Origin of the sequence: Capnocytophaga periodontitidis, from assembly GCF_016126015.1 — a bacterium.
GTDB classification, from domain to species: Bacteria; Bacteroidota; Bacteroidia; order Flavobacteriales; family Flavobacteriaceae; genus Capnocytophaga; species Capnocytophaga periodontitidis.
In genome coordinates, this window is the sequence record NZ_JAEFDB010000004.1 from 96045 (window position 1) to 113705 (window position 17661).

Annotated in this window: 17 protein-coding genes; 3 read left to right on the top strand and 14 right to left on the bottom strand. The window is 39.0% G+C overall.

What is annotated here, in order from left to right; translation table 11 throughout:
• Window positions 1-51: 51 nt before the first annotated feature.
• The 13 genes from I7X29_RS08130 to I7X29_RS08190 all read right to left on the bottom strand — a co-directional run bounded on the left by I7X29_RS08130 (window position 52) and on the right by I7X29_RS08190 (window position 13825).
• Window positions 52-1011 (bottom strand): hypothetical protein, encoded by a 960-nt coding sequence (locus I7X29_RS08130; protein WP_198473904.1) that lies wholly within the window; start codon window positions 1009-1011, stop codon window positions 52-54.
• Window positions 1012-1074: 63 nt separating this feature from the next.
• Window positions 1075-1467, bottom strand: a complete 393-nt coding sequence (locus I7X29_RS08135) for a hypothetical protein (protein WP_157668352.1) — start codon at window positions 1465-1467, stop codon at window positions 1075-1077.
• A gap of 87 nt (window positions 1468-1554) precedes the next feature.
• Window positions 1555-2202: a hypothetical protein gene (locus I7X29_RS08140; RefSeq protein WP_198473906.1), complete on the bottom strand. Its 648-nt coding sequence runs from the start codon at window positions 2200-2202 to the stop codon at window positions 1555-1557.
• Between the two features lie 168 nt (window positions 2203-2370).
• Window positions 2371-3564, bottom strand: a complete 1194-nt coding sequence (locus I7X29_RS08145; RefSeq protein WP_198473908.1) for an NADH-quinone oxidoreductase subunit J — start codon at window positions 3562-3564, stop codon at window positions 2371-2373.
• 129 nt (window positions 3565-3693) lie between these two features.
• Window positions 3694-4500 (bottom strand): CPBP family intramembrane glutamic endopeptidase, encoded by an 807-nt coding sequence (locus I7X29_RS08150; protein ID WP_198473910.1) that lies wholly within the window; start codon window positions 4498-4500, stop codon window positions 3694-3696.
• A gap of 31 nt (window positions 4501-4531) precedes the next feature.
• Window positions 4532-6871, bottom strand: coding sequence for a TonB-dependent receptor (locus I7X29_RS08155; RefSeq protein ID WP_198473912.1), 2340 nt, complete (start codon window positions 6869-6871; stop codon window positions 4532-4534).
• Window positions 6872-7160: 289 nt separating this feature from the next.
• The gene (locus I7X29_RS08160; protein ID WP_198473914.1) at window positions 7161-7958 is read right to left on the bottom strand and encodes a DNA-methyltransferase; all 798 of its coding nucleotides are present in this window, start codon (window positions 7956-7958) and stop codon (window positions 7161-7163) included.
• A complete protein-coding gene (locus tag I7X29_RS08165; RefSeq protein WP_096088391.1) occupies window positions 7958-8479 on the bottom strand; it encodes a PD-(D/E)XK nuclease superfamily protein in 522 nt (173 codons plus the stop codon). The genes I7X29_RS08160 and I7X29_RS08165 overlap by 1 nt, the downstream gene beginning before the upstream one ends.
• Complete coding sequence (locus I7X29_RS08170) at window positions 8476-9399, bottom strand: DNA adenine methylase (protein ID WP_198473915.1); 924 nt, start codon at window positions 9397-9399, stop codon at window positions 8476-8478. The genes I7X29_RS08165 and I7X29_RS08170 overlap by 4 nt, the downstream gene beginning before the upstream one ends.
• Before the next feature lie 23 nt (window positions 9400-9422).
• Window positions 9423-11594 (bottom strand): glutamine synthetase III family protein, encoded by a 2172-nt coding sequence (locus I7X29_RS08175; RefSeq protein ID WP_198473917.1) that lies wholly within the window; start codon window positions 11592-11594, stop codon window positions 9423-9425.
• A 271-nt stretch (window positions 11595-11865) separates the two neighbouring features.
• Window positions 11866-12636, bottom strand: a complete 771-nt coding sequence (locus tag I7X29_RS08180; protein ID WP_198473919.1) for a hypothetical protein — start codon at window positions 12634-12636, stop codon at window positions 11866-11868.
• Between the two features lie 135 nt (window positions 12637-12771).
• A complete protein-coding gene (locus I7X29_RS08185; RefSeq protein ID WP_198473921.1) occupies window positions 12772-13353 on the bottom strand; it encodes a Uma2 family endonuclease in 582 nt (193 codons plus the stop codon).
• A 58-nt stretch (window positions 13354-13411) separates the two neighbouring features.
• Window positions 13412-13825: a hypothetical protein gene (locus I7X29_RS08190; RefSeq protein WP_198473923.1), complete on the bottom strand. Its 414-nt coding sequence runs from the start codon at window positions 13823-13825 to the stop codon at window positions 13412-13414.
• A gap of 125 nt (window positions 13826-13950) precedes the next feature.
• Here I7X29_RS08190 and I7X29_RS08195 point away from each other — a divergent pair, with 125 nt between their 5' ends.
• The 3 genes from I7X29_RS08195 (at window position 13951) to I7X29_RS08205 (ending at window position 16751) form a co-directional block, all read left to right on the top strand.
• Window positions 13951-14328 (top strand): zinc-binding metallopeptidase family protein, encoded by a 378-nt coding sequence (locus I7X29_RS08195; protein WP_198473925.1) that lies wholly within the window; start codon window positions 13951-13953, stop codon window positions 14326-14328.
• Window positions 14325-15500 (top strand): helix-turn-helix domain-containing protein, encoded by a 1176-nt coding sequence (locus I7X29_RS08200; RefSeq protein ID WP_009412074.1) that lies wholly within the window; start codon window positions 14325-14327, stop codon window positions 15498-15500. The genes I7X29_RS08195 and I7X29_RS08200 overlap by 4 nt, the downstream gene beginning before the upstream one ends.
• A gap of 75 nt (window positions 15501-15575) precedes the next feature.
• Window positions 15576-16751 (top strand): dicarboxylate/amino acid:cation symporter, encoded by a 1176-nt coding sequence (locus I7X29_RS08205; protein ID WP_198473927.1) that lies wholly within the window; start codon window positions 15576-15578, stop codon window positions 16749-16751.
• 181 nt (window positions 16752-16932) lie between these two features.
• On the opposite strand, the gene I7X29_RS08210 is transcribed toward I7X29_RS08205, so the two are convergent.
• The gene (locus I7X29_RS08210) at window positions 16933-17652 is read right to left on the bottom strand and encodes a nitroreductase family protein (protein ID WP_198473929.1); all 720 of its coding nucleotides are present in this window, start codon (window positions 17650-17652) and stop codon (window positions 16933-16935) included.
• Between the last annotated feature and the right edge of the window lie 9 nt (window positions 17653-17661).

Genomic DNA, 17661 nt, shown 5'->3' on the forward strand with positions numbered 1-17661 from the left:
AAATTTTGCCAAAGTCTATGATGAGCTGCAAGAAACGCGCCAGCGGGGGGCTTACTGTAATTCTTTTACTCTAAGAGAATCTATGTATAGTTCAAGTTTCTTACTGTTGTAAAAATCTATACATTTCATAATTGTTAGATATATTTTCCCTCTATTCTCTTCTGCAAGGTAGGTATTATATTCTTTTTTATGCCATTCCTTGACAAGATTATCAAAAGATAGGTTATTTTTTAGTAGGTTTACATCCAATCCTCCGTAATTAATATAATCCTCCCTACTTCTATCTATGAACAAAGAGTATAAATCGGGGTTTTCTTTTACAATTTGTTCATATTCGTATTCCATACAATTACAAAAAGCAATGTTTTTTAGAATTAATAGCTTGTCATCCTTATTTTTTATCTTTTTCTGTAAAAGCGGGGTGTCATAATAAATATCATCCGTTTTTGTTGCTGCTGTGCAATATTTTTCATCACTTGCTTTATATCTCTTCTCTAATACTACACGAACAGAATCTAAGTATTTTTTAAGTGCCTTACTATTGTAGAAATCTAAACACTTCATATAAGTAGGATAGCGTTTAGGACTTCCTTTCTCTTGAAAGGTTTTATAATAGGGTTTACTTAACCAATTTTCAACGAGCTTATCAAGGGTAGGATTTGCTACTATCCACTCTATATCGAGATGCTCACTACACTGAAGATATCCTCCTGTAGTAGCATCAGGTATCAATTTGTAAGTATTGGGTTCCTTCTTTTTTATACCGAACACTTCTTGTCCAAAACATTTGCAAAAAGCTACATTTTTAAGCATCAACAAATCATCTTCTAATGTTTTATCTTTCTTCATTGTCAATACTTCATTGTCAATTTCTTCCTCTTGCTTTATTTCCTTTGTTTGAGCAGAAGAGGTTTTGGAGGAAGTTTCCTTTAGCAACTTCCCTTCACTATTTTGTTTATTATTACAACAAAACAAAAAACTCGATAACAATATAAATAAAAAGCATCTCATATAATTTTCATTTGTTTATACTTATTAGTTTATTTTACACTGCTTGGCAGGTTGAGGGGGTATTTATTTCTTAAAAGAAACAATATCTTTTTCTTCTAACCATATAGACTCATCATTAGTAGTTATTTCTCCTGTATTGGCATTTATCCAAATACCAAAAACGGCTACCTTTTGCATAACTAAATTCTGAAAAGAATACACATAATGATCATCAATAATTAAGGTTGGAGAAAGAAGCGTTTCATCATAATCTAAATCCTTACTTTTTTTATTATCATATAAATATTTGACATATAAATCATTAGCTTCTTGGACACTAATTTTATATTTCTTTTCTTGGACAATTTCCTCAGAATACGGAAAAACTTTATGGTTTTTTAAGTAATTCTCACTTGGATTACAACCAAATAATAAGGTAATAAGTGATATAGTAATAATTATTCTTTGCCATTCCATAAATCTTTCGTTTTTGTTTAATTGTATTATAATGTTCTGTTGATTCTTATATTGCCCATGCAGATCGCGCCAGCGGGTCTGTTTGTTTTACCAGTCAGGAGTGCCTGTGAGGGTATCTACTTTTTGTTTGATATACATATCACAACAAAAATCTTCTTTGTCTCTTGTCCATTTTTTATAATTAGCAGGAGGTATAGGGGTCTTTTTTCTACGAAATCTACTAAAAACATAGATTGTATCACCTCTTATCACTCCCATTCTTTCTTCATAATGAGCTGATGTTGGCGAATAAGCTACAAATTCTTCTAATTCAACCTTGTTGGGGTTATGCATCTTATAATAACCAGCTGTCCATTGTTTTGAGGGGGCATTATATTGTAAAGAATCTTTGTAAAGGTATCCAGAAGCACAACGTCCATTAGCAAAAAAACGTAAAAATACAACATAAGGTTTTCTATAATAGTCATAACCTCTATCCTTATTTATGTATATAGCTGTTGTATCTATATGATCTCCTTTTTGCAATCGGTAAGGAGTAGGATATGCTAACCAAAAGCAAGGATCTATAGGGCGAGCTCCATCTCCTTCTAATGAATAATAGTTTCTCCCCACAGGAATGGGACAGTGAAATAGACGTGTATTACAACTACAAATTGAAAATATTATTGTTATTATCAGGATTCCAGAAAAACTGAATAGACGGAATTGTTGGTTCTTTTTGATGTTGAATTTCATTATCATTAATTTTTTAAGATTCTCACTCTTTTTGCTTTTTATGTCTTTTGTATTAGGTTGGGGAGGGGATGATAGGCACGAGCTGCAAGCTCGCTGAGTCCCTGCAAGCGAGTATGTGACTCACGCCAGCGGGGGTTTTCATTGGTTTATTTTAATTCTTTTCTCCTATTATTCATTCTTAATGATGTAGGTTTTGCCCCTATCATTAAACAGTTTATAGTGCAAATTCTTATTACTATACAGCTTCAGGTGAGCAAAAACCTCCATAGTTTCTGTAGGAGTACTAAAATAAGTTGTAAGCAATTTTAGGTTAGTGTTTCTTTCTCTATAATCACTTATATTAAAAGTAACCCCATCTATTACCAAATCGTAGTAAAAATCTTTGTTATCATAGCTCGTATATTGCGGTTGTATGCCTTTACGTTGCTCACTATCAAGCTTGGTAGACTCCCATTCTTCAAAATTCATAAAGCTTTTTACTTTATTTTTAGAGATAAGACCTCGCAGAAAACCTTCTTCATCACGTTCTTCATATTTTCTGTTAAATGGAAGAAAAAAATAGTACCACTCGTTGTCTTTGCTAAAAATAACCTTCAAGTCATTTAACTGTCTATTCTCAGGTTCTTTTCGGTATATATAGACTTCATCATCAATAAAAAAAGCATCAGTTGTTTGTTTCATTTCTTCAAAAAAAGCTTCACTTTCACTGTCATTCCACTCTGCCGATTCTTTTAAAAAAGTTATAGGTTTTGGTACAGTATCACCATCAATAGCCCAAGTAAGGTATTTGTTATTACGCGTGTCAAAGTAACAACTCTTCATCACATCATTTGCGTAATATCCTTGCCTAATGTAGTATTCGGCAATGAGATTGCCATAAGTATCGTATTTATAGAGTCTTTTAGCTCCTTCTATCAAGATAAGCTCATTTTTATCATTCAAGAAAACAACAGTAGTCGTACTACCATACCCAGGACCTTCGCGTTTAGAAAGAAAGCTAATAGTCTTGCCTTGTTTATGATAAGGTGCACTACTAAACAAGTTATTATAGTTCTTGTATTTCTTTGGAGTTATCTTATCCGAATAATAATCTATGATATCATTATGAAATAAATCAAACAACGAAATAGCTGTAAATAGTACAACTGCAGCCAACCCCCAGCGTGCCCATTTGTAATACAAACTAAAGTAGGTAAAGAACAGAAATGCTATAACGATACTCACTGCCGATGCAAGAATAAAAATATAAATAGCCCCCCACCCCCCTTCAAAAATAAACATTAGGGAGGCAATTAGCATTATAGCAAATATGATAAAAAAGACTACTATAGCAGGCTTTTCAGGATTTGGTTTTGCGTTCATATTATTGATATTGAATATTTTGAGATGTTAGACTAAGTGCATATTAACTAATGTTAGAAAATAAGGTGTTTTTGCTCCACAAAAGTAGGTATTTATTCACTAATAACCAAATTCTCCCCTTTTAACTCTTCACTCTTCACTAAAAAACAATCGCCTTTCTTTCACTAATATATAGCCCATTAGTAGGGCGAATAAGCCTGTTTGTATCAGTTTGCTGTCGGGGTGGGTAGCGAAGATTTCGTTAGAAATATTGGCTACCAAATGAAATAATATGGCTACTAATACATTGCGCCCCGACTTGTAATACAACCAGTTGATGATAAACACAAAGGAAAACAGACTCACAAAAAAGTTAGCCGTATAAATCCACCCTTCTGCTTGTATGTTGCTCTGGTAATAATCTTTTACGAAAAACAAAGGCAAATGCCATAACCCCCAATAGACGGTAAAGATAACCGATGAGATGAAAAGCTTCCACCTACTGCGCAAAGCATCAGTGCCGTAAGTATGCCAAGCCAATTCTTCGAGCACTGGCGCCAAACAGAGCACAAACCAAGCGTTGAAAGGCGCTGAACTGAAACTAGGCTCTCCCGAAATGTAAAACTGGTCGAGACTATGCCCTAAATCAAGCGAAAGTAGCTGTGCCACGACAATGGAAAGGGGTGGAAACAAGAGGGTAATCCAAAAATAGCGATTGGTAAGCAAATTTCTGCCAATAAAACGCGTTTTGAGGTCGGATAATAGTTCCTTATTGCGTGTAAAGAGGTAGGTAGCTACGCCCATAGGTGCTAACAAGCCTGCCAATTCAAAAAAGCCTGTCCAAAAAGCATTAGGTGCTTTGGGTTGGTGACTCCAATAAGCCACCACAAACCAGAATACCCAAGGAATCACAAGGGAAAGGGTAAAAAACAAAATAGGGTGATTATATTTTTTCATTTTATTTAGATAAGAGATAAGAGGTAAGAAGTTAGAATTCTATTTTATAACTGATATTAGGAATCACCAAAGTAGCTTTACTGAGCTCTATCTGTCCGGTTTGGTAATTGTAATTATGGTCGATATAGATAGGCGCCCCGAGTACATTCTTCATTTGGAAAGAGAACACGCTACTGCTCTTGCGGTGGTTGATGCGGTAATTCACAGTAAGGTCGGCGTAGGTAAGAGTGCGGAATTGCTCGCTAAAAGCCCGACTTTCATCGTATATCACACGTTTTTGGGTTACCGATTGGCTTTCCAAAATCGGACTGTAACGCTCACCTCCGGTTACACTCACACGCGTATTCACATCGAGCACCTTGCGGTTATTGGCAAAATAGAACTCTTTACCAAAGAGGGCATTCAGTACAAAACCCTTGTTATAGCGCGTATTACGCCACACATTATCCCCCGCTTTATATTCGGATTTGAAGATAGACCCCGTTATAAGGTAATAATAATTGTCACCTAAAAAGCGTTCCAAAGTAAGGTCGATACCGTAATTGCGCCCTTTAGTATTATTCACGAGTGTTTTGTTGAGATACAACGCCCGTCGCAAATTGATAAGCGAATAGCTGGTACCCTCTTCCCCTGGTATATTCCACAGATATTGATAATAGGCTTCGGCTTTGAAACGCAATTTATCGGTAAGCATCCAGTCGTAACCTAACACAAAATGATGTGCATCGCTCAGCTTCAAATCCTTATTCACAGCTACGCCCCCTACTTCTATCATATACACATTCAAATCTTCGGGCTGAGAATGTTTGCCATAACCGAAACTCAAACTGTGTTTATCGGAAAGTTTCCAAGCCAATCCTGCTCTGCTTTCAAGAGAAAGTTCTTTACTCAAACCAAAGTAGTGAGCGCGCAACCCCACGTTAGCCAAAAGTGAAGGTGATAGCTGGTATTTCAGTTGGGCATAACCTTCGGTAAGATGTGTATTACCAGCCGAATTAACGATACGCGCATAAGTGGAAGGCACATAATCCTGTGCAGCGCTGAGGTTATACTTGTAGAAAAGTTGTTTAGATGAAATCCCTACTTTTAAAGTAGCCAAAGGAGAAAACTTATGAGTGAGCGAGGTCGCCAAAGTGAGTGTTCCGTTTTGTTTTTTAAGTCGGCTGTCGGGGGTGAATACAGAAGCATCATCGGAAAGGTAATCGGTACTAATACGGTCGTCAGTACCCGAAAAAGCGAGGTGTGATTCTACAAAACTGCGCTCGCCAGCGGTAATTTGGTGGCGCAAGCCCACAGTACCCACGTAAGTATCCCAATTGTTATTCACGCGGTCGATATCAGTTTTCCAGTCGGCAGGAGCGTTTAAAGCATCTTTATGAGTGTTGTCAATCCCTCCGATACCCCAAAGAGAGAATGTACCTGCTTTTTCAGTAGGGAAATTCAATTTAAAGGAAAGGTCTTGGTACTTAATACGCTGACCGGTTTTGTTGATTTTCAAATCGCTGAGTAATCCCAAAGTAGAATAGCGATAGTTGAAAAGATAAGAAGAACCTTTGGCACGTGAAAGGGGACCCTCAGAAGCAAAATCGAGTCCTAATATGCCCACTTGTGCCGTATGTTCATAGCGGGAAGTATTACCAGTGCGCATTTTCACATCAAAAACAGCTGCGAGCGCATTGCCATACTCGGCAGGGAAAGCCCCTGTAAGAAAATCGGAATTGCCAATCACCTGATTGCTAAAAAGCGTCACCAGTCCGCCCCCGATGACGTTCCCCCCAGAAAAATGCTGAGGCGAAGGGATTTCCACGCCTTCCAATCGCCATTGCACGCCTTGTGGGGCATTACCGCGCACGACAATAGAGTTATCCTGCAAGTTACCCGTAGAGACTCCTGCAAAAGCAGACGCCAAACGCGCAGGGTCACTAAGTCCGCCGGCATAGCGCTGTGTTTCCTCTACCGAAAAGGTGCGGGCACTCACGGTAGCCATTGCATTGAGGGCTTTCTCCTTGCGGATACCTGCTACTACTTCCACACCTTCAAGCTCAGTAGCGGCTTCTTTCAGAGCGATACTAAGCACTACTTCTTTGGCTGAAGTAATGAGCACCTCTGGAATCACACGGCTCTCATAGCCTATATAAGAAATTTCCAAACTCACCCTTCCTAAGGGGAGGTTAGTAATCGAAAAATTTCCATCCTCATCGGTAGTTGTACCGATAACTGGCTGAGAGTTTTGCACCACTATGGTAGCCCCGATAAGTGGTTCGTGAGTGCTTTGGTCGTAAATAGTACCCCTAAGTGTTTGGGTAATATCTTGCGAATGTGCTACAAGCGGAAGCACTAAAAAAAGGACGATGTTCAAAAAGGTTTTCATTGCGTAATACTTTTAAAATTCTGGGGCAAAAGTACAGCGCAAAAAGGGGTGCATCGCCCAAGCGTGAGGGAATGGACGCTTTTTTTAATGACGAGGGACGAATGACGAGGGACGAATGACGAATGACGAGAGACGAATGACGAGAGACGAGAGACGAATGACGAGCTGTATGGGCAAGAAATTTTAGCAAAGGATAATCATTTACTTTTAGCGTATGTTATATAGAAAAACCAACAATGAATAAAGAATTGCTTCTCCAAAAAGAAAAAACTATAGCTTCATTAGTTTTTTATAATCGGGATTTGTATTTTTTAAATATATCAGGGTTTTGTATTTCTAATTTTCTGTTTTTACTCAGTTCTAAAAACTCTTGTTCTTTATCTATACCAACAAATTTTCTACCTTGCAAATTAGCTGCAATACCTGTAGTTGAACTCCCTGTAAAAGGGTCTAATATCCAAGCATTAGGTGGGGTAGAAGCTAAAATAAGTCTTGTAAGTACTGATAAGGGTTTTTGAGTAGGGTGTTTGCCACACGACTTTTCCCAAGGAGCAATCGCGGGAAAACGCCATACATCTTTCATTTGTTTATTACCATTCAATTCTTTCATTAGTTCGTAATTGAAGTAATGAGGCGTTTTTTCTTCTTTTCTTGCCCAAATGATTTGCTCAGTAGAATGGTTAAAATACCTACAAGAAAAGTTAGGGGGTGGATTGGTTTTCTCCCAAGTGATAATATTGAGTATTTTAAAACCTAATTCTGTAAGTATTTGTCCTACTGAAAAGATGTTATGCATCGTACCACTAATCCAAATAGTAGCGTCTTCTTTCATCACTTCGCGTACTAAAGTAAGCCATTGCCTATTAAAATCATTTACAAAAGCTATTCCTTTTGATTTATCCCAATCTCCTTTATTAACGCTTACAATTTCCCCGTTATTTATAGTAAGTCCTCCGTTTGATAAAAAATAAGGAGGATCTGCAAAGACCATATCAAACTTGCGATGAAACTGTGGTAACAGTTCCATCGTATCTCCGTGAAGGAGGTAAAATGATTTGTCTTGAGATTTGAAATAGGGGTTAAACATTATTCAGGAACAGGTAAACCTAATTTTATTAATGGAATATACTCAAAGAAATAATAACAATGTACACTATGAATATAGTCTAAAACATCTTTGTATTCGGGCTTTCTAAACCAATCACTTAATAGATAAATGTATTCTACTTCTATATTTGCTTTTGATAAAAGTTTTTGGTATTGTTTTCTTTTAAAATCACAAGTTTGCAATTTTTCATCTACTGACCCTGCTACTTGTTGGAATTTGCATTCAATTATGAATAATGTATTTGCTATAATTACAAATATACTATCATCGGGTAGTAATCTTTTAGAAATTAATTGTTTCCAATCAATATCTAACTCTTTTAGGAAATCATAGAAACCGTATTTTTTAAAAATTCTTCCAACAAGTTCACCTTTATAGAAAACATTATTTTCTTTTACTTCATAACCTTTTTGAGAGTTTAGAAATTCTGCTAAATCAGTTTTACCTTCAAAAACTAAACCTGTTTTTGTATTTCCTCCTCCTCTTCCTCCGTAAATCATATAGTTAAAAAATTATTAGTATAGTTGTTAATTAATAATTCATTTAATACTCCTCTTTTTTCAGGATTGGCATTGATACTTCTCTTAGCCAATACGCGTTTTATTTTAAAATCGGCATATAGTTCATCAAAAAAATGATTGTTTTCATCTTTTCCTTTTACATCTGAATTACTGAGTATCCAATAGTGATTCAAGTTGTCTAATTTTTGGCAGAAATCTCTTAATCTAATTTGTTCGCTATCATCAAAATTGTCTTTTGCATAAGCATTGAAGTTAGAGGTCTCGCTCAAAGGTTTGTAAGGAGGGTCAAAATAAAACAAGGTGTTCCCCTCGGCATATTGAATGGTTTGCTCGAAATCTCCACAAATAATTTCCACCTTTTGCAATGCTTTACTTACTACTAAAATGTTTTCTTTATCGCAAATCATAGGTCGTTTGTAACTCCCTATGGGTACATTGAACTCATTTTTACTATTTACACGATATAAACCATTGAAACAAGTGCGATTTAAGAATATAAATAAGGCTGATTGGTTTAGTTTGTCTTCACTTCTGCTATTAAACAAGGCTCTTTTCTCATAATAGTATGCTTTTTTAGCCTCTTGTTGATCTTCTAAAGCGTGGTATTCTCTTTGTAAATGCTCAAGAATAGTTATTAACGGCTCAGGATTTTCGGCAATAGTGGAATAAGTATCTATCAAATCTTTGTTGATATCATTGATTATTGCTTTTTTCATATTAGGAAACTCATTGAGTAACCAAAATAGTACAGCTCCACTCCCTACAAAAGGTTCTATATAGGTAAAGCTCTCATTATGAACAAAATTAGGTAAATTATTTTTGATTTGTTCTATGAGCTGTGTTTTACCTCCTGCCCATTTTAAGAAAGGTTTTGCTATGTGATTTGTATTTTTTCTCATTAATTTTTTATCTACGCTTTTGTTTAGTTAAACAACAATTCGCGGTATTTGGTGAGTGTCCAAAGTTCATCGTCTACCATAAGTTCGAGTTTATCGCAGTGGTAGCGTATTACCTCAAAGAAAGGTTTTACTTGCGTGCAATAAGCATCGGCTTTGGCTTCAAAATCGGGAAGGTGATTAGCGTGCTTACGCGCCTCCACCATTGCCTCTACCTGACTGTGGATCACCTTGATATGCTCGGAAATATGGCGTATGAGCTCTAATTGCTCGGCAGCGACTTCTTGATAGCTATCGCCAAATATTTCTTTTAAGCCTTTCACATTCTCAATAAGGGTGTTTTGGTAACGCACGGCTGTTGGCACCACGTGATTACGGGCAATATCGCCTAATACACGCGATTCTATCTGCACGGTTTTCACGTATTCTTCTAAGCCAATTTCATAACGCGCTAAAAGCTCTACTTTGCTGAGTACTCCTGTACTTTCAAACAAAGCCACAGCCTTCTCACTGATGTTTTCTTTGAGTGCTTCTGGTGTCGTTTTATGGTTTGACAGTCCGCGGCGGGCAGCCTCTTCCTCCCATTCTTTGCTATAACCATCGCCTTCAAAGCGTATTTTTTTACTTTCCTTAATATAGCGGCGCAACACTTTAAAAATCGCATCTTCTTTCTTCTTGCCCCCTTCTATAAGTGCATCAACTGCTTTCTTAAACTCGGTGAGTTGTTGGGCTACGATGGTACTCAATACCATTGTAGGCTTGCCACAGTTGGCTTTAGAGCCCACTGCGCGAAACTCGAACTTGTTGCCCGTAAAGGCGAAAGGCGAGGTACGATTGCGGTCGGTAGTGTCGAGGAAGAGGTCGGGTATTTTGCCTACTACGTTCAGTTTGAGTTCGGTTTTTTCCTCAGGAGATAAGTTATCGGAGGATACTTCTAAGGCGTTGAGCACTTGGGTGAGTTGTTCGCCTATAAACACCGATACAATGGCAGGTGGTGCTTCATTAGCACCTAATCGGTAATCATTAGTCGCCGATGCCACTGAGGCTCTTAACAAAGGCTCATACTCACATACTGCCTTGATAGTACAGATGAAGAAAGTGAGGAATTGCAGGTTCTTGATAGGCGTTTTGCTGGGTGCTAAGAGGTTTACGCCTGTATCGGTTACAAGCGACCAGTTATTATGCTTGCCCGACCCATTCACTCCTGCAAAGGGTTTTTCGTGGAATAGGATGACAAAGTCGTGGCGCTCGGCTACCTTGCGCATCACGTCCATTAGCAGTGAGTTTTGATCGACCGCAAGGTTGGCTTCTTCAAAGATAGGCGCCAACTCAAACTGATTAGGAGCGACCTCATTATGGCGCGTTTTGACAGGGATACCGAGCAATAGGCACTCTTGTTCCAAATCGCGCATAAAAGCCAACACACGGCTGGGAATTGCCCCTAAATAATGGTCGTCCAGCTGTTGTCCTTTCGCCGCTTGATGTCCTAAGAGGGTGCGACCAGTAATCATCAAATCGGGGCGGGTATTGGCAAGGGCTTTATCGATGAGGAAGTACTCTTGCTCACAACCTAAGGTAGTGGTTACTTTGCTCACATTTTTGTCGAAATAGCGGGCTACCTCGGTAGCTGCTTGGTCGAGAGCGCTAAGGGCTTTAAGCAGTGGCGTTTTGTTGTCTAACGCCTCGCCAGTATAGGCGATGAAGATTGTAGGAATACAAAGCACGGTGCCATATACAAAAGGCGGTGAAGAAGGATCCCAAGCGGTGTAGCCACGTGCCTCAAAAGTATTGCGAATACCACCATTGGGGAAGCTGGAAGCATCCGATTCTTGTTGTACGAGCTGTCCGCCCCTGAAGCGTTCGATAGCGCGGTCGCGAGTAACGGGCTCAAAGAAAGCGTCGTGTTTTTCGGCTGTGCCCCCTGTAAGAGGTTGGAACCAGTGGGTATAGTGGGTAGCGCCTTTGGAGATTGCCCAATCGCGCATAGCGGTCGCCACTTGGTCGGCTACACGGCGGTCGATTTTAGTACCATTATGAATGGCGTTCATTACAGCGGCAAAGGCATCGCGGGTCATCAGTTGGCGCATAGCCTCTTCGTTGAATACATTTTGGGCAAACAGTTCGGAGCGTTTGCCATTTTCGGGTACCGCCACCGGTTTGCGGTTTTGTGCGGTAGTAAGAGCGGTGAATCTTAGCATAGGTAACAGGTAATAGGTAACAAGCCACACGGGCAGTTTTATTGAAAAGGTCGGACAAGGCGGACTGGTCGGACTGGTCAGAGGAGGCGGACTGGTCGGACGAGGCAGACGCAGTTTTTAATATCAACTTTGGCAATCTCGACCTTTTTCGTGAGGTCACGAAAATGATCATCTACATTGATTTGCTGTGACTTAAATATGTTGGTTTAATAATTATCTTCCCATTGAAAAAGCACATAGTTTAAACTTACAATTTCTCAAATCTTCAGGATTATTGTCTGAACTTCTTTATTTCGGCTTCGGTACAGTCAAAAAAGCAAGACATTTCTTTATCTTTTTCATCATAACAATTTTCTTGTATTACATAGGTTATAGTTTCTGTGGTGAGGTCTTTTACCGCAAATACCCAAGCCGCTCTATCTTCTAATTGGTTATAAGCAAGTATCTTGAATTTTTTCAAGTGAAGTATATCAGTAGCATATTTCTCTACTTGCGTAGGTAATGCTCCTATATATTTAAATTTAGTTTCCACCTTCATTTTTGTTTCATGTTTATATACTACATCTTCCTTTATACCGGTTACTAACAAATAGTTTTTAGCCTTTTCTTGATCTTCTTTTTCATTTCTTGAAGTGCTTTTCACTAAGAAGATTTTCTTATCTGAGACTTTGTATATGTAATAATCGGCGGTATCGTTATGCAACGTTTTGTTTTTCTTTTCACAAAAACCTCTTTGTTCAAATTTTAGGGCATTCAGGCGTACATACGAGGGAGCTATAAGCTCAAATGTTCCTGATATAGATTTGAAACAATCGTTGCCACAAGGGGCGAAGTAAAATGATTTATATTGATTTTTGTCGTTCTTTTCAAATACCGTTGCAATACCTGATATTTCATCTTCGTCTTTCGTAAGTTCAAATAAGTTGCTGTCTTCTTCTTTGAATTTACACAACCGAGAGTTAGTTATCCATTCGCCTTTTAAGGGATTTTGTGCGTATACAGAAGGCGCACATAGTAACAAAGTTATTAAAATATGTTTCATAGTTGTTTATTTATCGGACAAGTCGGACTGGTCGGACGAGGCGGACGCAGTTTTTAATATCAACTTTGGCAAAGGTCGTAGCACGACGAGCATATCAACTTTGCCAAAGTATAGTGACGCAAAGTGTAGTGACCCCTAACTACTAAATATCTCACTTAGGTTTATCTGCAAGTCGGGGAATTTTTGTGGGGATACTACTTCGCCTGCAAAGCGCGGTTTGAGTCCTATATAGCCATTATCTTGTAGTACAAAGATATCTAATTCCTTTTCTTCGGGGCGTAGCACCCAGTATTCTGCTACCCCTGCTTCTTCATAGATATGCATTTTTTTGCTTAGTTCTTTTTCTACATTGCTGGGAGAAACGATTTCCAACACCCAATCAGGGGCTCCATAACAGCGTTTGCCATCGGCGAGCTTTTCGGGGTCGCACACTACACAAAGATCGGGTTGTAATACAGTATTATCTTCCCCATTAGGGTTTTTGAGCACTACATCAAAAGGCGCTGCAAAGACTTCACACCGCTTGCCTTCTAAATAGTTGTCTATCTTAGTAGATAGTTTTCTTGACACTCTCTGGTGGTCGATAGAAGGTGCTGACATCTTGAAGAGCTTTCCTTTGAGGAGCTCTACACGTTCTTCAAACTGCCATAGCAGGTACTCTGCATAGGTATACAGCCCATTGATAGGGTCTAACTGATTGATGTTTGTTATAGTCATATTTTAATTTTATTGAGTGAATGAGGGGGCGGACAAGGCGGACACTATCCCCTGACGCCTACAACTGCAATGTAATAGGGGCGTTGTCCTTTGATTTGAGGGTAACGGCTTTGCTGGTTTTCAAAGTGTTTTCAGTCACATCATCACCTGAAAGATTCTGCTTGTTTTGGTTGTAATAGACTACAAAATGATACACTTCACGCTCTTCAAATTTATCTACACTGAGGGTGAAAATTGCTTTTCCTTCATCGTCGGTTGCCATTGATTTGGCGTGGAAAGTGGGTTTTGAGCCACCTTTGTGTTCCCAAGCCCACTGGTCGTAGGCGTAGACTACCCAATTTTTTAGAGGAGTGCCATTGGCATCTTTTAAGTAGACGGTTACATCTACTTTACCTTCCATTTTTTTGATGTCCTCTTTGCTACAAGCTACAATAGCAAGTGCAATCAATAGTGTTAAAATTGTTCTTTTCATTGTTTTCTTATTTAGTTGTTAGACGTTATCTGTTAGTAGTTAGACAATGCAAAGGTATTACATAATGAACAAAAAAGCAAGGAGATAGAAAAATATTCTTACCTTTGCCATAAATTATGTAGTTTATGAAATTATTAGTCTTCTTATTGTTTTTATTGCCTCTGTGGGCAGAAGCGCAACTAATGGAACCTCTTGACAGATGGGGCATACGCACTGCTTACACACATACTAACAGCAGCAAGAGTTTTGTTTTTGTAGGTACTTCACTCAATAGTATAGATGTAGATGCCAGTGGTTTGGCTGCTGCAGGTGCCGATGCTTTTTTTATCTTGCCTGTAGGGGCGGGTGTTTCGGTAAATACTGAAGCAATAACACCTCGTGTAGGGATTACACTCTTGAATACTATCGAATTTTACTGGGGATACTCCATTCCTTTTAAGGAAGATAGCTACTTTAGAGGACGCACATTTTCGGTGATTGTAAATTTGTTTAGTGGATTATGAGTAGTCTTTTTGTTATTGGCATCTTTTTGTGCTTTTTCTTGGCGATACTGCTGTTTTCTAAAAAGTCTCCATCGTTGTCTGACAAGGTATTGGGGGTATGGCTTATGTGCATTGGTGTTTACTTGCTGAACTACTATCTGCACTATCTGGGTTATTGGGAGAAATACCCGCATTTGGTAGGAGTTACCCATCCTTTCCCGATGCTTTTTGCGCCTTTTCTGTATTTGTACGTATCGGTGTGTGCGCGTGAAGACCAACGTTTTCATTGGCGCGACACTTTGCACTTCCTGCCCTTTGTAGTAGGCTATATAGCGATGTTCCCCTTTTTATTTGGCTATTCGGCAGAAGAAAAGGCAATAACTGATAGTGCTGATTATCACAGTGATTATCAGTGGTTTTTTACCCTTTCGTTCATTGCTTTTGTGGTGGTGAGTGGGGTGTATTTTGTGTTAGCTTATCGGAAAATTAACCACTATGAGCGAGTGATAGGTGAGAATTTTGGCTATAATGAGGGGATTAGCTTGCAGTGGTTGCAGTTGCTATTGTTAGGTTTTGTGGCTATTGTAGCTGTATTGGTAACGGTGTATGTGGTGGAATATTCTTTAGAAATAGACACAGGATTTAATATAGAAATCATAGCCTTTGCGCTGTTTATATTATTTATTTTTGCAATTGGCTTTTGGGGCATACGCTATCAGGGGATTTTTAGTGCGAGTGGTGCAGTTAATACAGCTGACAAGGTGGATGAGGCTGACGAGGTGGAGGAAGTAGAGATTTTTAATAATTTTGAAGAGGAAACCAAAGCGCCTGAGTATCGCAAATCGGGATTGAAAGCTGAAGAAGCGCCCGAACTACACCAACAGCTTTTACAACTAATGCAAACTGAAAAACCTTACCTCGAGCCTAAACTCTCCTTAGCGCAATTAGCGGAAAGGTTAGGCGTACTGCCTAATCACCTATCGCAAATTATCAACCAATACGAAGAAAAGAATTTTTACGATTTTGTGAACAGCTACCGCGTGGAAGAGTTTATCGATTTGGCTAAAAAAGATACCGACAAGAGTTTTAACCTCTTAGGACTTGCTTTTGAGGCGGGGTTTAACTCTAAATCTTCTTTCAATCAGGTTTTTAAGAAATTTAAAGGAAAAACCCCAAGTGAATTTTTAAGTTGAGAGGTAAAATTTGCTAATTTGCTAATTATTTTATACTTTTGTCGCTTTCAATTAATTATAAAATATTAGTGAGCTATGAAAATCTTCAACAATCTTCTCGTGAGGGTGATTTGTGGTATTCTTTTAGGGGTACTCCTCGGTAACTATGCACCAGAATGGTTATACCGCATACTTCTCACTTTTCAATCATTATTTAGCAATTTTCTCAAGTTTGCTATCCCCTTGATTATGATGGGGCTCATTATGCCTTCTATCGCCGATTTAGGCAAGAATGCGGGCAAATTGTTGCTCATCACGGTAGGGATTGCTTATGCTTTTACGCTGTTTTCAGGTTTTTCTACTTATTTAGTGGGCGAGGCTATCTTCCCTTCACTCTTACAAGGCGAACAACTCGCTTCTCTTGCTGAAAACAGTGTGAAATCTGCACCTTATTTTACGATTGAAATGCCCCCACTTGCCGATGTGATGAGTGCTTTAGTTTTCTCGTTTATCATAGGGATAGGTTTATCGTTCAACGAAGAATCTAAACTCACCGATGTGATACGCGAGTTTGGCGATATTATCAAATGGTTGATTATCAAAGCAATTATACCTATATTACCTTTCTACATCTTGTGTATTTTTGCTGAAATTACCTATAGCGGACAAGTGCTTGCTATAATGAAGGTGTTCTTCAAACTAATCGTTATCCTCTTTGTAATGCACATTTGCTTGCTCATCATTCAGTATCTTATTGCAGGGGGTATTTCGGGCAAGAATCCTTTCAAAGCCTTGGGTACAATGCTACCTGCGTATGCCACTGCTTTGGGTACTCAATCCTCGGCTGCTACCATACCTGTAACGTTGCGACAATCGCTAAAATTAGGGATTTCACAACGCATCGCAGGCTTTGTCATTCCGCTTTGCGCTACCATTCACCTATCGGGGAGTACAATGAAAATCACTGCTTGCGCCCTTGCATTGATGATGCTCCAAGGGGTACCTTACGATTTTTCTCTCTTTGCCGGCTTTATACTGATGTTAGGCGTGGTGATGATTGCTGCTCCTGGTGTTCCTGGAGGGGCAATTATGGCGACCTTAGGAGTATTGAACACTATCCTCGGTTTTGACGAGAGTATGCAAGGACTGATGGTTGCTCTCTACATCGCTATGGACAGCTTTGGCACTGCCTGCAACGTTACTGGCGATGGTGCTGTAGCACTGATTGTTGATAGAATTGCGAAGCGAGAGGACTCAGGGGATAGGGGTTAGATAAGAGGTAAGAGATAAGAGATAAAAAAGAGATAGGAATTTGGCGATTTATTTTTAGGCAAGAATAAACTCTGTCGTCAAATTCCTATCATTAATCATTAACCATTAATCATTAACCATTAATCATTAACCATTAATCATTAACCATTAATCATTAACCATTAACCATTAATCACTGCTCTTATTTCTTTTTGTATATTTCTTCAAAAGGCAGTCTAAAACGTTCTCCCCTAATGCCTTGCTCTTCACGCAGTCCGCAAGATACGAGCATATTCACTTCTGCTCCATAAGGCAGGTGTAATATCTTTTTTACGCGTCGGCTATCAAAGCCTTCTATAGGACAGGTGTCATAGCCTGCTTCTGCCATTGCCAGCATAAAGGTTTGCGCTACCAATCCGCAACTCTTGTGTACATTCACCCGCATATCACTTTCAGAAACGAGTTGCATCATAGGGCGAAACCAACTGCTAACTACCCCAAAAGTCTTGCGCAAAAGACCCAAAAGACCAAAACACCTGCTAAAGAGAAAAGGCATCAGCTGGTTGTAAAACTTCTCTTGTTCCTTGATGCGCTTGGCTTGTTTCTCTGGCGGACTATTGCGCTGTATATTACCGCGTTCAAACTCTAGAACCTTCTTGGCGTGCAGACGGTGTTTGTCTTGTCGGGCAACGAATACTACCATTTGCTGCGCTGTAGTAGCCGTTTGCTGGTCAAGGCAAGCGTGTCCTAGCTTTTTAAGCAGTTCCTTATCGGTGATGTGATATACCTCATACAACTGCATATTATAGGTGGTAGGCGCCAGAGTAGCCAATTTAAGGCACTCTTGCGCCTTCTCTTCACTAATAGGCGTAGAAGCGTAATAACGCACCGCCCTTCTAAAATCTAAAATGTCTTTTAACATATTTATAAT

Coding starts and splice junctions, on each gene's coding strand:
- I7X29_RS08180 (WP_198473919.1), bottom strand. CDS start 12,636: ATGAAACATATTTTAATAACTTTGTTACTATGTGCGCCTTCTGTATAC.
- I7X29_RS08135 (WP_157668352.1), bottom strand. CDS start 1,467: ATGGAATGGCAAAGAATAATTATTACTATATCACTTATTACCTTATTA.
- I7X29_RS08210 (WP_198473929.1), bottom strand. CDS start 17,652: ATGTTAAAAGACATTTTAGATTTTAGAAGGGCGGTGCGTTATTACGCT.
- I7X29_RS08130 (WP_198473904.1), bottom strand. CDS start 1,011: ATGAGATGCTTTTTATTTATATTGTTATCGAGTTTTTTGTTTTGTTGT.
- I7X29_RS08155 (WP_198473912.1), bottom strand. CDS start 6,871: ATGAAAACCTTTTTGAACATCGTCCTTTTTTTAGTGCTTCCGCTTGTA.
- I7X29_RS08160 (WP_198473914.1), bottom strand. CDS start 7,958: ATGTTTAACCCCTATTTCAAATCTCAAGACAAATCATTTTACCTCCTT.
- I7X29_RS08175 (WP_198473917.1), bottom strand. CDS start 11,594: ATGCTAAGATTCACCGCTCTTACTACCGCACAAAACCGCAAACCGGTG.
- I7X29_RS08170 (WP_198473915.1), bottom strand. CDS start 9,399: ATGAGAAAAAATACAAATCACATAGCAAAACCTTTCTTAAAATGGGCA.
- I7X29_RS08205 (WP_198473927.1), top strand. CDS start 15,576: ATGAAAATCTTCAACAATCTTCTCGTGAGGGTGATTTGTGGTATTCTT.
- I7X29_RS08140 (WP_198473906.1), bottom strand. CDS start 2,202: ATGAAATTCAACATCAAAAAGAACCAACAATTCCGTCTATTCAGTTTT.
- I7X29_RS08185 (WP_198473921.1), bottom strand. CDS start 13,353: ATGACTATAACAAACATCAATCAGTTAGACCCTATCAATGGGCTGTAT.
- I7X29_RS08200 (WP_009412074.1), top strand. CDS start 14,325: ATGAGTAGTCTTTTTGTTATTGGCATCTTTTTGTGCTTTTTCTTGGCG.
- I7X29_RS08190 (WP_198473923.1), bottom strand. CDS start 13,825: ATGAAAAGAACAATTTTAACACTATTGATTGCACTTGCTATTGTAGCT.
- I7X29_RS08150 (WP_198473910.1), bottom strand. CDS start 4,500: ATGAAAAAATATAATCACCCTATTTTGTTTTTTACCCTTTCCCTTGTG.
- I7X29_RS08145 (WP_198473908.1), bottom strand. CDS start 3,564: ATGAACGCAAAACCAAATCCTGAAAAGCCTGCTATAGTAGTCTTTTTT.
- I7X29_RS08195 (WP_198473925.1), top strand. CDS start 13,951: ATGAAATTATTAGTCTTCTTATTGTTTTTATTGCCTCTGTGGGCAGAA.
- I7X29_RS08165 (WP_096088391.1), bottom strand. CDS start 8,479: ATGATTTACGGAGGAAGAGGAGGAGGAAATACAAAAACAGGTTTAGTT.